Below are 19,104 nucleotides of genomic sequence, written 5' to 3'. Positions count from 1 at the left end.
GGAGATTCCCGCCCGAGATAGGGGAGAGGCGGTTTTAAGGTTCGGCGGTGGTCCTCTTGCTTTCTTGACACCGTCAGGCTCTTTGTTAGACTAAAAATGATGGCACTGACACCGCTGGAGATACGCAAAAAGGCGTTTAAAAAGGCCTTGAGTGGGTATGCCCCCAAGGAGGTGCGCGCCTTTCTCGCAATTGTTGCCAATGAGTTTGAGGAGTTGAAAAAGGAGCGTGCGGTGCTCGCCGAGAAGGTTGACGAACTCAAAGCCAAGATTGCCGCCTATGAAAAGACCGAAAACCTCCTCAAGGAAACGCTTTTGACCGCCCAGAAGGTGGCAGACGAACTCAAAAGCAACGCCCAGCGGGAAAAGGAAACGCTCATCGAACAGTTTCAGAAGGAGGCGGAGCGGCTCAGGGAGGACCTGAAGGAGTTGCGCTCCCGGCGGAATCTGATTCTTGATGAAATCCGGGGGATTGCCAACACCTATCTATCAATCGTGGAAAGATTTGAAAAAGAGGACCGTGAGCGAACTGAGACAAAAGATTCAGGAAAGCATCCAGGCAATCAGAAGTAGGACCGGTTTCAAACCGGAAATAGGCATCATCCTTGGCACCGGTCTGGGCAGACTTGCCGAAAGGGTTGCTGCTGATATCACCATCCCCTACGCCTTCATACCCCATTTTCCCGTACCGACTGTTGAGAGCCACGGCGGCAGGCTGATCTTGGGGATGCTTCAGAACCGACCGGTGGTAATAATGCAGGGCAGGTTTCACTATTATGAAGGTTATGAACCTCAGGAGATCACCCATCCGGTCCGGGTGATGAAGGAACTGGGCATCCACACCCTGATTATTACCAATGCTGCTGGTGGTCTCAATCCCGATTTCACCACCGGCGACATCGTTGTCATCACCGACCACATCAACCTCACCGGTCAAAACCCCTTGCGCGGACCAAACGACGAATCCTTAGGGCCGAGATTCCCGGATATGTTCGCCTGCTACGACCCGCAACTGATTAAACTGGCTCAAACCGTTGCTTTGGAACTGGGCATCAGACTCCAGCAAGGTGTTTATGCCTGGGTTACCGGCCCCAATCTTGAAACCCCGGCAGAGTATCGCTATCTGAGAATTATCGGGGCTGATTTGGTGGGGATGTCAACCGTTCCCGAGACAATTGTTGCCCGCCACGCCGGACTCAAGGTCCTCGCCTTTTCGGTGATCACCGATATGGGCACCCCTGAGCAACTGAAACCGGTTGACCTCGCCTCGATATTGCGGGCCGCCCAGGAGGCAGAGCCAAAACTCACAGATTTGGTGACCGAGGTGGTAAAACGGATTTGAAACACTTGCGGAAGTATTTTCCTTTACCCCTGTTTGTGTTGTCGTTGATTTTTTCTGCCTGCCCGAAACGCCAGGAGATAAACCGACCGCAAACCGCCAGCCAGGCCTTTGCCCAAGGACTGGAATACAAGGAGGCAAAAAGATACCCTCAGGCAGAGGCTGCCTTCACCTATTGCATCTTCAACTTTCCCGGAAGTACCGAGGCGGCTGATGCCCAGTTTCACCTTGCCGACTGCTATTTTCAAACGAGGGATTACAGCCAGGCACAGACCGAATTTGACTTCTATCTCAAAAACTTCCCCAACGGCAGGTATCAAGAGGAGGCGGCATTCAAACTGGCGCTCTCCCTTCTCCGCTCTGCACCCAGCCCGAATCGTGACCAGACCGCGCTCCTTAAGGCAAAGGAACTCTTTATTGAATTTCTTGAACGATACCCCCAATCCCAATTCCGTGCCCAGGTTGAAGAGGCGTTGCGCACAATCGGTCAGCGCCTCGCCCACAAGGAGTTTGAAGCGGCTCAACTGTATTTTAAAGCCGGGGAGTATAAATCGGCGCTGATTTACTACGAGTTTATCAAGGAAAATTACCCTGATATCCCTTGGTCTGGAACCGACCGCTATCGCCTGGCAGTTTGTTACTTCAACACCGGTGAGGCTGAAAAGGCACGCTCCCTACTTGAGGAAATTGTCGCCAGTGACTCATCCCCAAAACTAATCCTCGCTGCAGAGCGCCTTTTGCGCCGGCTGAAGTAAAAATGCGCATTGGTATATTTGGAGGCTGTTTTGACCCGATTCACCTTGGCCATCTCTTGGTTGCCGATGATGTTACCAGGAAATTAAAGTTGGAACGGGTGTTATTCATACCTTCATTCCAGCCTCCCCATCGCCCTCCACCGCTGGCATCCTATCCTCACCGCAAGGCGATGGTGAAACTGGCAATCAGCTCAAACCCGCTCTTTGCCCTTTGTGACATTGAAGAAAACCTGCCCGTCCCATCATATACCATCAATACCTTGCAGGAACTGAGGCGATTTTTCCCCAATGATCGATTTTATCTGATAATCGGCTATGACCAATACCGAACAATAAAAAACTGGTATAACTGTGATGAGATTATCAAACTGGCGCGCCTGGTTGTGATGAGCCGTCCTGGTTTCCCTAAACCAGGGGTCCTTTTAGGGCGTAAAGGCCACCAGGTTCTATTTCTCCAAGTTATCCCGGTGGCAATCGCGGCAGCAGATGTGCGGAAGAGAATTGTCAAGGGGATGTCAATCCGATACCTTGTCCCGAGCCTCGTTGCCCATTATATTTATCAGCATCGGCTTTATCAGCGGCCAGCGCCAGCGGCTAACTCTAAACAACCAAAGGAGGTAAAATGTTTGCAGTAGCCTTTGCTCAGAACCAGCCAACCGCTCAACCCAGCGGCGGGGGGGTTGGATTATTAGGAAGCATCCTGCCCCTCCTCTTAATATTTGTGGTGCTCTATTTTCTTATCATACTGCCCCAGCAGCGGCGCCAGAAGAAGCACCAGGAGATGCTTTCCAGCCTTAAGCGGGGCGACCGAATAGTGTTTGCCTCTGGGATTTTAGGTGTCATCACCAATGTCAAGGAGAACACCTTGATGGTTAAGATTGCTGAAAATACCGAAATTGAAATAGAAAAGGGTGCAGTCGCATATAAACTTGGCTCCTCATAGAAGCAAAAGCCCTATGAGCCCTGATACCGGTACTTGCCGCCGCATCCTCCTGTACGGCAACCCCATCCTCCGCACCATTGCCCGCCAGATAGACAAAATCACCCCAGAAATTATCCAGCTTATCGCCGATTTAAAGGCAACGATGATAAGAAGGGATGGTGTTGGTCTTGCCGCCAACCAGATTGGAGCGCCCGTGGCAATATTTGCCCTCAACCCGCAGGCTGCAGATATTGACCGCCCGCCCACCTGTCTCATCAACCCCCAAATCGTTGCGACTGAAGGCAACATAGAAACCGAAGAGGGCTGCCTCTCCTTTCCCGATATCTTTGAGGTGTTGAGCAGGCCGGAAATGGTCATTGTTAAAGGTGTTGATGACACGGGTAAAGAGACCCGGTTGGAGGCAACCGGACTCTTAGCACGCGCCATCATCCACGAATACGAACACCTCCAAGGCATCCTCTTTATTGACCACCTCAGCGAGGTGCGGAGAAAAATGCTTGCGTCAAGGCTTAAGGAACTACAGGAGGAGGAACAAAAGGAATGCGGATAGCATTTTTCGGCAGCGGGGAGTTTGGTCTGCCGACATTGTTTGCCCTGAAAGAATCCCACCATAAAATCGCTTTAGTAGTAACCGCCCCTCCTAAGCCTTCTGGCAGGGGGCGAAGGCTTACCACTACCCCGGTTGCCGATGCTGCCTTGGAATTGGGGCTTGAAACCCTTGCTCCTGAAGATCCTAATTCTCAGGAATTTCTCCAGCAATTCCAAAATTATGCCCCCCAATGCGGGGTTGTCATTGATTACGGCTATATACTGAAAGAACCACTTCTGAAAATACCCCAACACGGCTTCATCAACCTCCACCCCTCCCTCTTACCACGCTATCGGGGGGCAGCTCCGATTCCCAGGCAGATTATGGACGGCTGCACCAAAACCGGACTGACCGTCTTCGCCCTTGATACTGGCGTTGACACTGGTGATATCTTAAATCAGATTGAAATCCCAATCCAGCCTGACGAGACCTGTGGTGAACTGAAAACAAGATTGGGGCAGATAGGGGCTCGACTGGTGGTAAAAACACTAAACCAGATTGAGACCGGTTCAGTTAAAAGGCAAGAGCAGAACCATGCCCTCGCCAGTAAGGCACCAAAACTAACAAAGTCAGACCGAGTGATTGTCTGGAATAAACCCGCCCAGGAAATCCACAACCTTATTCGCGCCCTTTCACCAGAACCAGGTGCCATCACCTCCTTCCGGGGGCGGCAACTGACCGTTTTGCGCTCCCGGGTCTTAAATGAGCATATTAACAGTGACCCCGGAACGATAATCACTGAGAAATCAGGAGTCATGGTGGCAACTGCTCACGGTCTCCTTGAACTTTTGCAAATCAAACCGGCAGGTGGCAAGGTACTTTCCGGGGCAGACTTCCGTAATGGGTATCGCCCAAGCCCAGGCGAAAGATTGGGGGACAACCAATGAAGAAAAACAGAAAGTCTTTAAAGGCTCTACTTGGGTTCTTGATAATCATCATCATAACCCTGGGCATATTTCTGCTTATTAACCTAATAATGCCGATTCTTGTGAAGAAGGGGCGCGAAACTACTGTCCCCAACCTCGTGGGAATGAACAAGGAAGAGGCAATTATCGCTCTGGAGCGTGTCGGCTTACGCTTAGGTGAACTCCGCTCGGTTCCCCATCCGGAAATACCTGCCAATCGGGTTGTTGCCCAAAACCCGCGGGCGGGACGAAAAGTTAAACTTGGACGAAAGGTGGATTTGGACATCTCCACCGGCACCGGCAAGGTGCGCATCCCCAATCTCGAGGGACTCCCCTTAGCCAGCGCCATCACCACCCTTGAACGGTTGGGCTTAAACATTGTCCGCGTAGACTCTATTCGCAGTCCGATGGTTCCAGTAGGACGGGTTGTCGGCACCTTACCTCCATCTGGGTCAGAGGTTGGTCAAGGTGCCGAAGTGATTGTATCAGTCTCCACCAAGGCGGGGACTTTTCCAATGCCCAACCTTGTCGGTCTCAACATTGAAACCGCACGGGGGATAATAATCGCGCACGGACTCCGTCCAGGTCAATTCAAGTCCGCACTCAGCGGCGAGCCGGTAGGAACTGTCCTGTTTCAATACCCTGAAGAGGGAATGACCGTGGCACCTGGTGATACTGTCAGTTTAATCATTGCCAGCCCTGACACAACCCGACCGAGATGATGGTCCGCATCTCCGCATCAATCCTTGACTGCGACTTTCTCCACCTTGCCCAAGAACTTCAGGCGGTTGTGAATGCCGGTATTGATGCCCTTCACCTTGACATTATGGATGGACATTTTGTTCCCAATCTCAGTTTCGGGGTGCCGATCGCCCGGGCGGTGAGAAAAGAGGTCAGGCTGCCGATTTATGCCCATCTGATGGTAGAGGGGCCTGAACCTTTTATTGACAAATTTCTGCCCTACGCCGATTATATCATCTTCCACATCGAAGCCACTGAAAGACCCGAGGAGTGCATTAAAGCCATTGCCCTTGGTGGTTGCCAACCGGGAATCTCCTTGAACCCAAACACCCCGATTGAAAAAATCGAGGGGTATCTTTCTCAGATTGATGATGTCTTGGTAATGAGCGTCTACCCCGGCTTTGGCGGTCAGGATTTCATTCCGAGTTCCCTTGAGCGTATCGCCCGAATAAAACAAATCCGTGAGCAGAACAATTTAAATTATACCATCTCGGTTGATGGTGGCGTTTCACCTGCCAATGCCGAAAGAATAATTCAGGCTGGTGCCGATATCCTGGTTGCCGGCAGCGCCATCTTCAAGAGCAAAAATTACTCTCAAACCGTCCAAGAGTTAAGATGTTTGAAACCCTGACGCAGCGCCTGACCGAGCTCCAACGCAAACTCCTTGGTCGGGGTCGGCTCGGACCCCAGGAAATCTCCAGGGCTTTGGGTGAGATTCGGACGATTCTCCTGGAAGCCGATGTCAACTATAAGGTTGTCGGTCAGTTTGTCAGGAGCCTGGAGACACGCCTGAAACAGGAGAACATTACCGCCAGTCTGAAACCGGGTGAACTGATCAACTACACCGTTTATCAGGAACTAGTAAACCTCCTTGGCGGCACGAGCCCGAATCTAAAGCTCACCTCATCTCCGGCAATAATCAGCCTGGTTGGTCTTCAGGGAACCGGCAAAACCACCCTTGCGGGCAAACTTGCCGTTCGCTTCCGCAACCGCAAACCCCTCCTTGTTGCCTGCGACCCCAAGAGACCTGCCGCTAATAGCCAGTTACAGGCGATTGCCGCCCGTGCCGGCTGCGACTTCTATCCGGTTGGCGCTGATGTTGTCGCCACCTGTCTTGGTGCCAGAGAGGATGCCCGTCGCAAAGGGAACAACCTCTTAATCCTTGACACCGCGGGCAGACTGCACATTGATGAGGAGATGATGCAGGAACTTCTGGCAATAGAAAAACACCTGAACCCTGATGTTACCCTCCTTGTCCTTGACGGCATGGTTGGACAGGATGCGGTTAATCAGGCGCTTGAATTCAACCAGCGTCTCAAATTGACCGGCACCTGCTTCACCAAACTGGACAGTGATACCCGCGGCGGGGCGGTGCTTTCAGTCAGACAGGTTACCGGTCTGCCGATATTCTTCATCTCCACCGGTGAAAAAATGGAAGACCTCGAGGAGTTTCATCCCGACCGCATCGCCTCGAGAATCTTGGGAATGGGCGACATCAAGACCCTTGCCGAAAAGGTTCAATCGACCACCAGGGCAGAAGAGCAGCAACAACTTGCCGAAAAACTCATGAAGGGCAAATTTGACCTTGAGGATTTCCTCAACCAGTTGCGCACAGTAAAAAAGATGGGTCCATTATCACGGCTGCTTGCGCTTGTCCCCGGTGCCAAGGATATTGAAGTTGACGAAAGGGAGTTTGTGAAAATTGAGGCGATAATCCAGTCAATGACCCCTGAGGAACGGCGTAACCCGGACATCATCAACGGCTCCAGGCGCCGGCGCATCGCTTTAGGCTCAGGCACAACCGTAACCGATGTCAACCGCCTCCTCAAGGAGTTTGAACAGGCGCGCACAATCGCCCGCCACCTGTCAACCAGTGGCAAAACTCCTCGTCTCCGCCGCCACTGAATCACTCTGACAAAATATAGTTGCCGATACCGGTGGTTGGTAAAATTATTTAACTACTACAACCTTTCTTTCTATTGATGAACCAATTTCGATGAAATAAACTCCAGGCGCAAGATGGCGGACATCATTGACACCGGGCAAAAGGTCAAGGACCTTGCGACCGCTCACATCAAGAAGGACCGAAGACCGATGACCGGAGACCGGCTCCCATTTCAGCACATTGCGGACGACGGTCGGTAGAGAGAGATTGCCACTCATCTCCACTTTTTTCTCCTCCACACCCGGCACAACGTCCCGCAGGACATAGACCGCCTGGGCGTTGGAGTCGCAACCAATTGCAAAGATGCGCTGGCGAATCGGGTCAAGTTGAATATCACAGGGTCCAGCATACTCTCCGGTGCGACTGAGCTGGAGTCTGGCGATGATGGAGTCGGTTGAACAATCCAAAACCCACAGATTAAACCACATATTGGAAAAATATAGCCGGTTGGACCAAGGCACCCAGACAAGAACCTCAACAGGATAGTCGCGATAAATGACCTTATTGATGATTGAGTCGGTGTTCGGGTCAATGACAAACAAAGTGCACTGCCGCACACCAGACTCCCATCTCTCTGGAATGTATACCTTATCGTCCACAGTATCAATCCCAACCGGATTGGCACAGTCGTCTCCTTGGTACGCAAACGGGAAGAACTTAACACTGTAATTATTCAGGTCAATCACTCCCGGGAGCATATAACCACCGACATTATCGCAGGGAGTATAATAGGCTTTATTATACTTGTAGAAGAAATTCAGTCTGGCTGGACTTATGTGCCCGTGCAGGTCAACAACTGCGAGAAGCGAATCGTTGGTGCAGTCATATACCGCAATACCCCAAAAACCCTGCCAGAAGTTGTTAATACCGACAAAAAGTCTATTATAGAGTGAATCCCAGGTTGGGCCAAAAAATAAAACTGCTGGGTAGGGCGGTGGAATTTCCTTAATAATTGAATCGGTGGAACAGTCAATAACCCGAAAACTCCATTGAGGAGAACATTGAGGGCAATAAAGTCTGTCATTTGAAGAAACATATTCATTGCTGCTCCACACTTTTGGAATCCAGCCAATCAGGGTATCGGCAACCGCATCAATGACCATTATGCTACAGGGTTTTGGGTTGACACCTAAATAGACTTTCTGCCTACGCCAGCTATATGAAAAATCACCATATCCTAATTCCCAATACCTGGGCAATCTTGCCCGCAACTCATATGTTGAACAGTCAAGGACATAAAGTTCATTCCAACCAAGGACATAGAGTTTGTTGAGTTCAGGGATAAAGAAGCCGTTGCAAAGATAGGAGGGCAGATAGATTACGGTATCTATCTCCACCTGGGCAAAAAGTGCAAGAGGTATGAGAAGCAATAGCCACTTTCTCATCGTCACTCCTTTTGCGGAGGGGGCAAATTGCCCCCTCCGCATTATTAGTTTATCTTACAACCACCTTAAGTTTAACCTGCTCTTTGCCGATGTCAAGCAGAATTTTCTTCTACAACAGATTATATGATAATAACTTAAGCAGATGATGCTTTTTATGCCTGCAGGGGTCTAAAATCTGACCTGACATCACTGGTTATAAGGGATTTCTCCACTGCGGTGGAATGACGGATGAGGACGCAAGGCAAAACGAATTATAAGTAAGTTAAATGTGCGCCCAAATGCACATATAAATATTATAGTAAGAATTGGTTATATTATTTATTTAAGATATGTTACGATATTATTCTAAACCAGTAAAGGGTAGCCCCGGGCTCGCCCCCCAGTTGCCCTCAGGCTTGCTGTTACCTTCAGTTTAAAACCTTAACCTGCCTAAAAATCCGTTGCGGCTTTGACAATCAGGATATTAAAAAGAGCCGGCTCAGAAATATCTGTGAGAGCCGGCTCCTAACTGTTAATCCGACTTAATGCTACGGTGCAAAGGAGGTCACAAAACGCTGTTCGGTTTCGGTATACTGGATAATCGTCGCCCGTTTTATCGGGTTGCCGAACTCATCAAAGGAAATTGTGCCGGAAACGCAGGGATAGTCCTTTATTTTGCTTAGCGCATCCCGAATCTCATCTGGTTTGGCATTGGGCGCATTCTTGAGCGCGGCAATCAAGAGCAGCCCAGCATCGTAGCCAAGTGTCGCAAAGGCATCAGGCTTCTGTCCGTATCTTGCCTGATACTTACTCACCCAGTTCTGCACCTCGGGTCTGGGGTCATCAGCGGAGTAATGATTCACAAAGTAACTGCCCGCCACCTCCTTGCCCGCAATCTCCAGCATCGCCGGTGAGTCCCAGCCATCCCCACCTAAAAACTTTGTCACCAGCCCGAGTTGATAAGCCTGCTTGACTATCAGCCCGACCTTGTTGTAGTAGTCGGGCAGAAAGAGGAGGTCTGGCTTCTGCTGCTTCACCTTGGTCAAGAGGGCGGAGAAGTCAACATCATCCTTCTGATAGGACTCATATGCCACCACCTTGCCGCCCCGTTCTTCAAAGAAGCGCTTGAAGTAATCCGCCAGCCCCCGGGAATAGTCATTCCCCACATCGAACATAATGGCTGCGGTCTTCGCCTTGAGGCTCTCAACCGCAAACCAGGCAGCAACAACACCCTGAAAAGAATCGGTAAAGCAGGCGCGGAAGATATACTCCTTGTGTTTGCCCTCATCAGTAACGGTCACCTTCGGGTTGGTTGATGTCGGTGTTATCATCGGAATCCTCGCCACCTGGCACTTGTCGGCAAGGGGCAGGGAGCACTTGGTTGAGACCGAACCGATGATTGCCACCACCCCATCCAGTTCAATCAGTTTACCCCCGGCATTTGCCGCCTCGGTTGGGTCGTTCTTGTCGTCGGAGATGAAGAGTTTTATCTGTTTACCATTCACACCGCCGGCGCGGTTCGCCTCCTCAACCGCCAGCATGATGCCGTTGACGGTTGATTCACCGAATGTCTTGACATCACCGGTCAGGGGCGCAACCACGCCCACCTTGATAATATTGCCCGGACCGCAGGACAAAACGCCCAGTCCGAGCACAAGGCACATTAAAAACACCATTCTGAGGTAACGCATTTACTCCTCCTTTTTGTTTTACTCCTGTCTGGTATTTGCCATTACTGATTGTTTGTCCATTAAATCCCCCTGATAACGGGAGAGAAAATCTGCGCCCCATTCCGCAAGGTTGCCCGCGGCAATCGCCGCGCGGATTGAGCGCATTAAGTTCTGAAAGAAAAATATGTTATGATAGGTCAAAAGCCTGGGTCCTAATGCCTCGCCACTAAGAAAGAGATGGCGCAGATAGGCACGGGAAAAGTTTTGGCAGGTGTAGCAGTTGCAGTTCGGGTCAAGGGGTAAAGGGTCCTGGGCATAACACGCATTACGTATCAAAACCCTGCCCGAACTGACAAAGGCGGTCCCGGTCCTGCCGTTGCGGGTGGGCAGGACACAGTCAAAAAGGTCAACCCCGCACATCACCGCCTGGATGATGTCCTCAGGATAGCCAGCACCCATGAGATACCGCACCCTGTCAGCGGGCAGAAGCGCACAGACGAGAGAGGTAAGCTCATAGGTTAGACCTGAAGGTTCGCCGAGACACAGACCGCCAATCGCATAACCGGCAAAGTCAAGCGCCATAATCTCTTCGCAACTTTTCTGGCGCAGGTCAGAATAGGTGGCACCCTGAATGATACCAAAGAGGTTGGTCTCTTTCCTTGCTGCCCGCTTGCAGCGTTCCGCCCACAATGATGTCCTTCTTACCGCAACCTGAGCCTGTTCACGGCTCACCGGAAATGGTGGGCATTGATCAAGGCACATCGCAATATCAGAACCCAAAGCCTCCTGAATCTCAATAACCAGTTCCGGGGTTAAAAAATGCCGGCTGCCATCGATGTGAGACTGAAACTCGATACCATCATCGCCAATCCGGGAAAGTGAGGCAAGCGAATAAACCTGATACCCTCCAGAATCGGTAAGAACCGGTCTGTTCCACCCCATAAACCGCTGCACCCCGCCCAGCTCTTGAATGACCTTGTGTCCAGGACGGAGATAGAGATGGTAGGTGTTGCACACCAGTATCTGGGTACCGGTTTCGTCAAGTTCCTTTGGACTCATTGTCTTTACAGTTGCCTGGGTCCCTACCGGCATAAATGCCGGTGTATCAACCTCGCCATAAGGCAGGCGCAATTTTCCCAACCTTGCCCGATCGCTGGTCTTAACAATCTCAAAATTAGACACGGTTAATCTCCGTGCGCCTTCATCCCGGGGCCAACATTGACCTGTCCAGCTCTGCCTTTAACCTGGGCATTTTCCCCGACAATGGAGTGCTCCAAAAACGAACATTCAACCTGCGCACCCTGATAGATGAGCGCATCCCTTATTACCGATTCAAAAATGCGGGCACCTGAAGAGACCGAGACAAACGGACCGACAACCGAACGCTCAATTACCGCATCATCGGCAATATGAACAGGCGGGATAAGGACCGAGCGCTGGAGACTGGGGACCGAAGCCCCGGTATTAAGTCCTCGGTCTTCGGTCATTCTGAGGAGAACACGGTTGGTCTCCAAGATTGCCTCAGGGGTCCCGCAGTCAAGCCAGACATCAATCGCCATCGTCCTGATCTCAATTCCCCCATCCGCAAGTATCTGCAGGGCGTCGGTAAACTGATACTCATTATTAACTATCCGGTTCTCCAACACGAGCCTGTTCAAAGCCCGATAAAGTACTTTTGACTCTTGAAAGTAGTAAACCCCGACAATTGCCAGGTTGCTAACCGGCTCCTTGGGCTTTTCAATCACCCTCTTTATTACACCGTTTTCGAGTAAAACAACCCCGAAACGCCGCGGGTCGGAAACTTCTTTAACAGCGATAATACTTTTGTTTTTGAGAAACTGCTTGAGGTCGCAGTCAGCTATCGTATCACCTAAGAGAATCAACACCGGTAAATCCGCCACCGCCTCCTGGGCGCAAAGCACGGCATGCCCCAAACCCTTAGGTTCATTTTGAACAACAAACTCAAGCGGAAGCGGGTAATTCCCTGTGAGATAGTTTTTGATCGTTCTGTCCCGGGGAGGGATAATAACACATACCTTATCGGGGTTGAGTTCACTAACTCGGTCAAGGATATGCCCGATAATTGGCTTGCCCGCCACCTCCAGCATCACCTTGGGACGGGCAAGCGTATGGGGTCTTAACCTCTGCCCTTCCCCCGCAGCCGGAATCACCACACAGAGACTCATCTCTTCCCCCTGTAGCTTGCCAGCATTGATTTGAGTTCGTCAATCTTCGGTATTGCCATCGGGTCAACCCCCCTTCTCTTTGCCAGCGCTACACTTACTAAATCCCCTATTATCATCACCGAAAACAGACGGGCTAATGCTGACCTACCTTCACTATTAACAAAAATGAACCGCGAAAAGGCATCCTTACACAGGTTCAGGGTTGCGCGGAAACGAAAAATAGTTCGTGGATGAGTGGTGCGGTCAAAGAGCCCTATCAAAACACCCTTCCGGGCAAGAAACCTTGGCGAGGAGAGGGCCATTATTTCGTTGTGGTTCTGTTCTGGTAACTGCCCGATATGACACATCACCTTGGCATTCTCATTCAGCTGACATTGCCACCGATAAGCGGCCACATCAAGGAGCCTTGAGGTTGAATAGACAATTGGGAGGTTGCCATCAAGAAGCCTGCTGATCCGTTGCGCTCTTTTGTGCCAATTGTGCAACCGTCTGCCTAAAAGTCGAGCGGTGTCCCTGATTCCCTTTTTACAATCTGGATATAAACCAAACCTGCTTAGAACCACCAAGATCGGAATTGTCAGCAAACCGATAGCGGCACGGGGTGGCATCCCTGTAGGCACAGATAGCAATGGAAGACCATCATGTTTTGCCATTTGCGCCAATCTCCCCCCACTGGAGATGGCGATGACCTGAGATTTGCATCTCTTTGCTTCCCTGTAAGCGGCTAATGTCTCCTCGGTATTACCGGAGTAACTCACGGCAAAGAAAAGGGTACGAGGAGAAACCGCCTGAGGCAATCTGTAATCCCGCCAGACAATCACCGGCAAAGAACCCGTTTGCAAAGAAAGCGTACGCACTATATCACCGCCGATTGCCGAACCACCCATACCGGCAATCACAACATTTTCAATCACCTTTGGTTTAATTAACTCACACTCAAAACCGATCTTCAAGCCGAGTTCAAACTGCTCTGGCAGGCTGAAAATCAAGTTTAGCATTTTGTTATAACCTGAGCTATTCACCGCCAACCCCTTTAACAGCAAAAAGTGAACGCACCAGCTTGGGGAAACGACGATGCAACTCCCGCTGTAATAACCGCTCAACCTCTAAGGCGGTTGATAACTTCAAAGCCTCCTGCGCCACCTCAAGGGCAACACCGGTATCAATTGTCCTGATCACCTGCTTTGCCTCAGGAATCATCCCCGGCACAACCGAAATCTCATCCACCCCCATTCCCAAAAGCAAAACAATCCCGAGCGGGTCAGCGGCAAACTCACCGCACATACCAACCCAGATACCCTGTTGATGTGCAGCATCAATCGTCTTTTTGATTAACTGCAAGACCGCTGGATGGAAATGGTCAAAGAGCTTCGCCACCCGCTCATTACCCCGATCAACCGCCAGCGTATATTGAGTAAGGTCGTTTGAGCCGATAGACAAAAACCTGCACTCCCGGGCGAGTTGCTCTGCCAGAAGGGCGGCGGCCGGGGTTTCCACCATTACTCCTATTTCCAGGTTCTCGTCAAAATCAAACCCTTCCCTTCTCAACTCCTTTTTAACATCTTGAACCAATAGTTTTGCCCGACGTAGCTCCTCAATCGTTGCTATCATCGGAAACATAATTTTGATGTTATGTAGAACTGATGCCCGCAGAATCGCCCGCAACTGGGTCTTAAACAGGCTCAGGTCATCAAGACAGAACCTTATCGCCCGCCACCCTAAAAAAGGGTTTGCCTCAGTATAACCCGGGATTACTTTGTCCCCCCCAAGGTCAAATGTCCTGATGATAACCGGAAAGGGTTGGAACAGTTGCGCCACCTCAAGGAAAATCTCCAGCTGCTCGGCTTCGGTTGGGGGACGGCGCTTTGCCAGATACATATATTCGGTGCGGAAAAGTCCAATACCCCTTGCACCATTCTCCTTTGCCAGTTTTGCCTCAATCAAAAACTCCACATTGGCAGAAAGGTCTATCATCCTGCCGTCAGGTGTTACCGGCTCCTCCTCTCTCAGCGCCTTGAGTGATGCTCGGTGCTGGTGATAACGCTTGATCTCGGTTTCGTAAGTCTTGAGCCGGTTCTGGGAAGGATTGAGAATCGCCAGACCGCGATAACCATCCACCAGCACCTCCTCCCCATCATTAACCTGTTTTGAAATCGCATCTACTCCAAAAACTGCTGGAATCTCCTTAGCCTTCGCCATAATCGCGGTATGGGATGTTTTCCCTCCCCCCTCCAGAACCAACCCAGCGACCTTTGCCGGGTCTAAAAGTGCCGCCTCTGATGGGGGCAACTCACGGGCAACAATGACCGAACCCGGCTCAAGGGTATGGATTGAAGGCAAGTCATCACCCATAAGCACACTTAAAACCCTTCCAGAAACATCGGCAATATCAACGAACCTTTCTCGAAAAACCTGGAGTTTTGCCCCTCTTACAGGACCGGCAAGGTTCTTGAGTGTCTGCGCATAGGCAAATTCGGCGTTACGCAAATTCTCCCTGATTAAACGCTCCGTTTCTTTTAACACCTCCTCATCGGTCAAAAGGCTCAGCTGGACATCAATAAAATCGGCAAAATCCCTACCCATTTCCTGTTTGACCTGACTGTGGAGCCGTCGCAGGTCCTTTTCTGCCGTGGCAACTGCAGACTTAAACCGTGCCACCTCCATAGAAACCTGTTCTGGCTTGAGAATTCGTTCCTCAAGCCTAGGAAGATACTGCTGATAGCGAAAAGCCCGTCCCCTCGCAAATCCACCGGAAACTGGAATCCCGCGAAAAATCCTCTCCCGCTTATGCATCATCCGAGGTCAGTTTCTCCTTCAAGGCTCTAAAAGCCTCCTCTTCATCCTCACCTGTAACCTCTAATGTAACTAAACTCCCCTTTTCCGCAGCAAGAGAGAGAATTGCTAAGATACTCTTACCGTTGACCCAGATACCATCCTTTGACAATCTCACCTTTGATTTGAACCTTTCTGCTATCTTAACGAATTCTGCTGCTGGTCGGGCATGCAATCCGACCGGACCGCCAATTTTGATGTTCTCTCTAATCATAATTTAGTTTGTAGTTTATAGTTTTTTGTTGACAGTTCAAGAACCAAAAATAGCTCTAAACCTTGCGCACCTTCACCCCTGCCTCTTTCAAGAATTGGCGGGCAAAACTGTCAGGATAATCCTCCGCAATAACAAACTCCCTGATACCAGCATTAATCAGCATCTTGGCGCAGGTAATACAGGGTGCATGGGTGCAGTAAAGGGTTGCTCCTGAAACTCCGATTCCAAACGCTGCCGCCTGCACCAGCGTATTCTGTTCTGCATGGATACCCCGGCAGATTTCAATCCGCTCGCCTGCAGGAATGTGCAACTTTGCTCGCAGACACCCGGCTTTATCGCAGTGAGGTAGTCCGTGCGGCGCGCCGTTATAACCGGTGCAGAGAATGCGTTTGTCCCGCACCAAGACCGCACCAACCTTCCGGCGCAGACAGGTTGAACGCTCAGCCACTAAACGGGCAATGGCAAGGAAATAGTCATCCCAGCCTTTGCGTTTTACCTTTTTGCCCTTTGCCTTCATATCAGCGCACCACCACCAGTTTTACCGTTGCCTGGGCTTTACCGGTGAGTAATCTTGCCCAGTAAATACCTTCACTTAACCTCATCCCCTTAGAATCGGTCAGGTTCCAGTTAATCTGATACCTCCCCGCATCTTGTTTACCCAAATCAAACCTGTGCACAACTCTGCCGCACCGGTCGTATATCACCAGACTGGCAAAATCAGCTTTTGGTAATGAGTAGGAGAGGTTAACAGAGGTTGTCGTTACAGGACAGGTTGAGGTTAGGATTAAGGCTGAGAATCCTTGACCTAAATCTTTGTCTTTGATACCGGTAGGGGTGTCGGTTGAAAACTTTATCGCATGACCGGAAATCCAGGGTGATGCTGCCCGATGATAAGAGCCGTTGCAGAGAACCTGAATGAATTTGCTGCGCGTATGGTCCTGCATACCGATTGTTGCCGATGTTCCTGGTTGATTCGCTGTCAGATACTGGAACAGGAACTTGGAGTTGCCATCCTCGCTTGCAAGCGTGGTGTCGTAAAGGATTATCTCAAACTTCTCCCACTGGCTACGCGGGTTGTAGTAATGGACCGAATCCCACTCAACAATGAACCGGTGATTTGCGGTATCGTAATAATACCATACTCCGTTCCCTGTTGGTGGGTACAGGTCATCCCAGTTTGCAGCAATAATTGCCGGCATATTGGTATTGGGGAAAGTAGTATTATTCGGACTCGCACTGCCGGTTGAATCTGGTGCAATCCAGCCATTGGAGCAGATTGAAATCCGGTTATAACTCTGTCCATAGAAGATAAACGGTCCAAAGTTTGCTGGCAGACCTATAACCCTGGTCTGGTCATCGGTCAGGCTGAGCCTGGTGCCAAGATTTCTGATTTCCACCCATTCAAACTCAGGATGCTCTGGATATAATGTGTCAACCTCATCATAAGCCCAGTAAAGCGTTGGCTCAGAGTTGTCCGGAATCGGGTCAATCATCCTCAACTCGCCTACCACCATTCTGAACCTGATGCTGTCTGAATAATTGGTGCCCGAGAGGTAAAGCCACATCTCAGCACTGTGCTCGCGTGGGGTCTCGCGGGCTGCCATAACCCTGAACCGGTCAGAAAAGTTGCTCTTCGCCGAATCGGGCAAAATATCGCCAAATTCAGCGGTTGAGTCCAGGACCGACACGAACTGGTCAAGGGTTCGTAGAACCGCGCTAATACCATCTGCTGCAACCCTGCCAGCGTTCCTCAAGGCAATTACCAAATCCACATTCTCACCCGGGTCAAACCTGCCATCACCATTACCCCCAGGCGGCGAATCAATCACGGTCTGGGACTGTAAAATCAGTGCCGGGGCATTGATAATCGTTCCTTCAATCGCATCCAGGTCATAACTCTGCCCGCAGTCAACAAGCCGGATAAAGTTTGCCAGACTTACCCCGGCATCAGCCAAATCGCAGGCGATATTACCGCTCCCGTACGCACAGAAACTCCAGGGTCCATTCCATTCGGTTGAAACTAAGACCGAACAGGGCTTATTACTTGTGGAATAAACAGTAAAATCTGTGCCCGGACCGTTGATTATCCCGGTGCCCATCTCAATCACCGCAGTTCCCCTTGCAGTCAAAGTGAACGACCGGTCATCCCGCCGGAAAAGACCAAAAAGCCCCATCGTGTTGCCCGCGCCGGTCGGACTTTTGCAAATCCAGGTTGTTACCTTGTAACCGGTTATCGGCGCGGTTGTATCCGGCTTCAGCGCCACATTCACCACAACAAATGTATCGTTCGGCACAACGATATTGTTTATCGTCCTGGTCTGATAACCATCAGCAATCACCTTGAGCGCATATGTTCCCGGAACCACATATTTGAAAAACCAGCCGCAGGTATCGGTATAGACCATCCAGTTTGTCGGGTCAGAGATAACCAGCGCCCTTTTCACCGGCATTCCTGTTATGGAATCGGTAATCTGCCCGCGCAGACCATAACCGCCCTTTATCATCCACTGTTTGCTTGCGGTCCAGTTTGCCCGGCAGATGGTGTCAATCTCACTCTGTGGTGGCGGCTGACCATTGGCAACCTCAGCGGCAAAGCCCAAAGCCCCCTCTGCGCCGTAATAAAAGTCGGTTGATGTCCCCTGACACTCATAAAGACCCCGGGAGATCTGATATGCCGGATAGCCGGTGATACTGCCATATTGCTGGCAGAGCTGGGAATGGGCAACACTGTCATAGGTGGCGATGCGCGAATAACTCCAGGGCCACATCACCGCACGGGTGCCGCTGTGATAGGTCATTGTCATCACAAAAGGGCGGTTCTGAAAGAAATTCCTGAAACCCCTGATCTCGGGCTGGCTCCAGGGCACATCTGCCCCTGACTCCTCATTCCAGGCATAGCCATAGTCACGGTTCAGGTCAATCCCATTGGAGTTGCCCCTTGTCCGGTTTATCAGACCTTCAGGGTTGACACAGGGGATAATCCAGATTTCCCTGTTATTCACCAGATAGGTAATCAGACTGTCTGACCCGTAATTTTCGGTCAACTGCCTGACAAAGAAAAAGCATATCTCGGTGCCGATGTTCTCATTGCCATGGGTTGTCCCATCCCATTCCAGTCTGGGGCGGTGATTTTCCAGTGTCGGGTCTTTGGTAATCTTTAGGGCAATCACATACTTCCCGGTTGGCGAAACCGCAATCGTGTCCAAAAGGCAAATCTCCGGATAGGTACTGGCAATCAGGGCAAATGTGTCCATAATCTCCTGATAGGAGTGATACCTGCCAAAATCATCCTTCGGGCAGTTTCTGTTCGCCTCCGCCTCCATATCAGAAACCAGAACCTCAACCTTATAGCCCAGACTCAAAAGTTTTTGATATGCCCTTTCCTTAACCGCACCGATAAAATAATCATCCTTCACCTCATAGAACTCAAGCACATCCTTGGCAACCCGGTCCAGTTGGACCCGCGGGCAAAAGACCTTGACCTTCAGCTCCCTTAGGGAAGACCGAAGACCGAAGATAGAAGATGGTTCTCGGTCCTCGGTCATCGGTCCTTTGCCTGCACCTACCAGACCGACAAGAAATAAAACCCAAACCAACCTTTTCACCAAAAACCTCCTTTGACCT

General features: G+C 50.7%; 19 protein-coding genes. 10 read left to right on the top strand and 9 right to left on the bottom strand.

All coding sequences use genetic code 11. The features are described 5' to 3' along the window. Window positions 1–99: 99 nt before the first annotated feature. From ABIK47_01490 to ffh, 10 genes are read left to right on the top strand one after another with little or no spacing between them, the layout of a single operon-like run. Window positions 100–570, top strand: a complete 471-nt coding sequence (locus tag ABIK47_01490) for a DivIVA domain-containing protein (GenBank protein MEO0019301.1) — start codon at window positions 100–102, stop codon at window positions 568–570. Further along, window positions 503–1,339: a purine-nucleoside phosphorylase gene (locus ABIK47_01485; GenBank protein ID MEO0019300.1), complete on the top strand. Its 837-nt coding sequence runs from the start codon at window positions 503–505 to the stop codon at window positions 1,337–1,339. The genes ABIK47_01490 and ABIK47_01485 overlap by 68 nt, the downstream gene beginning before the upstream one ends. A gap of 35 nt (window positions 1,340–1,374) precedes the next feature. Beyond that, window positions 1,375–2,091 (top strand): outer membrane protein assembly factor BamD, encoded by a 717-nt coding sequence (gene bamD / locus ABIK47_01480; GenBank protein MEO0019299.1) that lies wholly within the window; start codon window positions 1,375–1,377, stop codon window positions 2,089–2,091. Between the two features lie 2 nt (window positions 2,092–2,093). Next, window positions 2,094–2,726, top strand: coding sequence for a nicotinate-nucleotide adenylyltransferase (gene nadD / locus ABIK47_01475; GenBank protein ID MEO0019298.1), 633 nt, complete (start codon window positions 2,094–2,096; stop codon window positions 2,724–2,726). Then, entirely contained in the window at window positions 2,714–3,034 is a 321-nt protein-coding gene (gene yajC, locus ABIK47_01470; protein ID MEO0019297.1) for a preprotein translocase subunit YajC, read from the top strand. Before nadD ends, yajC begins: the two co-directional genes overlap by 13 nt. Before the next feature lie 13 nt (window positions 3,035–3,047). Further along, entirely contained in the window at window positions 3,048–3,584 is a 537-nt protein-coding gene (def, locus tag ABIK47_01465) for a peptide deformylase (protein MEO0019296.1), read from the top strand. Next, a complete protein-coding gene (gene fmt / locus ABIK47_01460; protein MEO0019295.1) occupies window positions 3,575–4,510 on the top strand; it encodes a methionyl-tRNA formyltransferase in 936 nt (311 codons plus the stop codon). Before def ends, fmt begins: the two co-directional genes overlap by 10 nt. Continuing rightward, window positions 4,507–5,250, top strand: a complete 744-nt coding sequence (locus ABIK47_01455; GenBank protein ID MEO0019294.1) for a PASTA domain-containing protein — start codon at window positions 4,507–4,509, stop codon at window positions 5,248–5,250. The genes fmt and ABIK47_01455 overlap by 4 nt, the downstream gene beginning before the upstream one ends. Beyond that, on the top strand, window positions 5,247–5,900 hold the full coding sequence (gene rpe / locus ABIK47_01450) for a ribulose-phosphate 3-epimerase (protein MEO0019293.1): 654 nt from the start codon (window positions 5,247–5,249) through the stop codon (window positions 5,898–5,900). The genes ABIK47_01455 and rpe overlap by 4 nt, the downstream gene beginning before the upstream one ends. Beyond that, complete coding sequence (ffh, locus tag ABIK47_01445) at window positions 5,885–7,174, top strand: signal recognition particle protein (GenBank protein MEO0019292.1); 1,290 nt, start codon at window positions 5,885–5,887, stop codon at window positions 7,172–7,174. The genes rpe and ffh overlap by 16 nt, the downstream gene beginning before the upstream one ends. 45 nt (window positions 7,175–7,219) lie before the next feature. Here ffh and ABIK47_01440 read toward each other — a convergent pair whose 3' ends face one another. From ABIK47_01440 to ABIK47_01400, 9 genes are all read right to left on the bottom strand, one after another. After that, window positions 7,220–8,599 carry a hypothetical protein gene (locus tag ABIK47_01440; protein MEO0019291.1) on the bottom strand — a complete coding sequence of 460 codons (1,380 nt, stop codon included), beginning with the start codon at window positions 8,597–8,599 and terminating at the stop codon, window positions 7,220–7,222. Between the two features lie 527 nt (window positions 8,600–9,126). Then, window positions 9,127–10,269 carry an ABC transporter substrate-binding protein gene (locus tag ABIK47_01435; GenBank protein ID MEO0019290.1) on the bottom strand — a complete coding sequence of 381 codons (1,143 nt, stop codon included), beginning with the start codon at window positions 10,267–10,269 and terminating at the stop codon, window positions 9,127–9,129. Between the two features lie 18 nt (window positions 10,270–10,287). Further along, window positions 10,288–11,430, bottom strand: coding sequence for a tRNA guanosine(34) transglycosylase Tgt (tgt, locus tag ABIK47_01430; protein MEO0019289.1), 1,143 nt, complete (start codon window positions 11,428–11,430; stop codon window positions 10,288–10,290). 2 nt (window positions 11,431–11,432) lie between these two features. After that, window positions 11,433–12,434, bottom strand: coding sequence for a sugar phosphate nucleotidyltransferase (locus ABIK47_01425; protein MEO0019288.1), 1,002 nt, complete (start codon window positions 12,432–12,434; stop codon window positions 11,433–11,435). Beyond that, window positions 12,431–13,456, bottom strand: coding sequence for a bifunctional phosphoglucose/phosphomannose isomerase (locus tag ABIK47_01420; GenBank protein MEO0019287.1), 1,026 nt, complete (start codon window positions 13,454–13,456; stop codon window positions 12,431–12,433). Before ABIK47_01420 ends, ABIK47_01425 begins: the two co-directional genes overlap by 4 nt. Continuing rightward, window positions 13,449–15,230, bottom strand: a complete 1,782-nt coding sequence (gene ptsP, locus ABIK47_01415; GenBank protein MEO0019286.1) for a phosphoenolpyruvate--protein phosphotransferase — start codon at window positions 15,228–15,230, stop codon at window positions 13,449–13,451. Before ptsP ends, ABIK47_01420 begins: the two co-directional genes overlap by 8 nt. After that, a complete protein-coding gene (locus ABIK47_01410) occupies window positions 15,220–15,480 on the bottom strand; it encodes an HPr family phosphocarrier protein (GenBank protein ID MEO0019285.1) in 261 nt (86 codons plus the stop codon). Before ABIK47_01410 ends, ptsP begins: the two co-directional genes overlap by 11 nt. Before the next feature lie 55 nt (window positions 15,481–15,535). Beyond that, complete coding sequence (locus ABIK47_01405) at window positions 15,536–15,997, bottom strand: cytidine/deoxycytidylate deaminase family protein (protein ID MEO0019284.1); 462 nt, start codon at window positions 15,995–15,997, stop codon at window positions 15,536–15,538. A gap of 1 nt (window position 15,998) precedes the next feature. Further along, entirely contained in the window at window positions 15,999–19,085 is a 3,087-nt protein-coding gene (locus tag ABIK47_01400) for a M14 family zinc carboxypeptidase (protein MEO0019283.1), read from the bottom strand. Window positions 19,086–19,104 lie beyond the last annotated feature (19 nt).

This window comes from candidate division WOR-3 bacterium (genome assembly GCA_039801245.1).
GTDB lineage: Bacteria > Hydrothermota > Tepidihabitantia > Tepidihabitantales > Tepidihabitantaceae > JAOABP01.
This window is presented reverse-complemented; position numbering and strand designations above follow the sequence as displayed.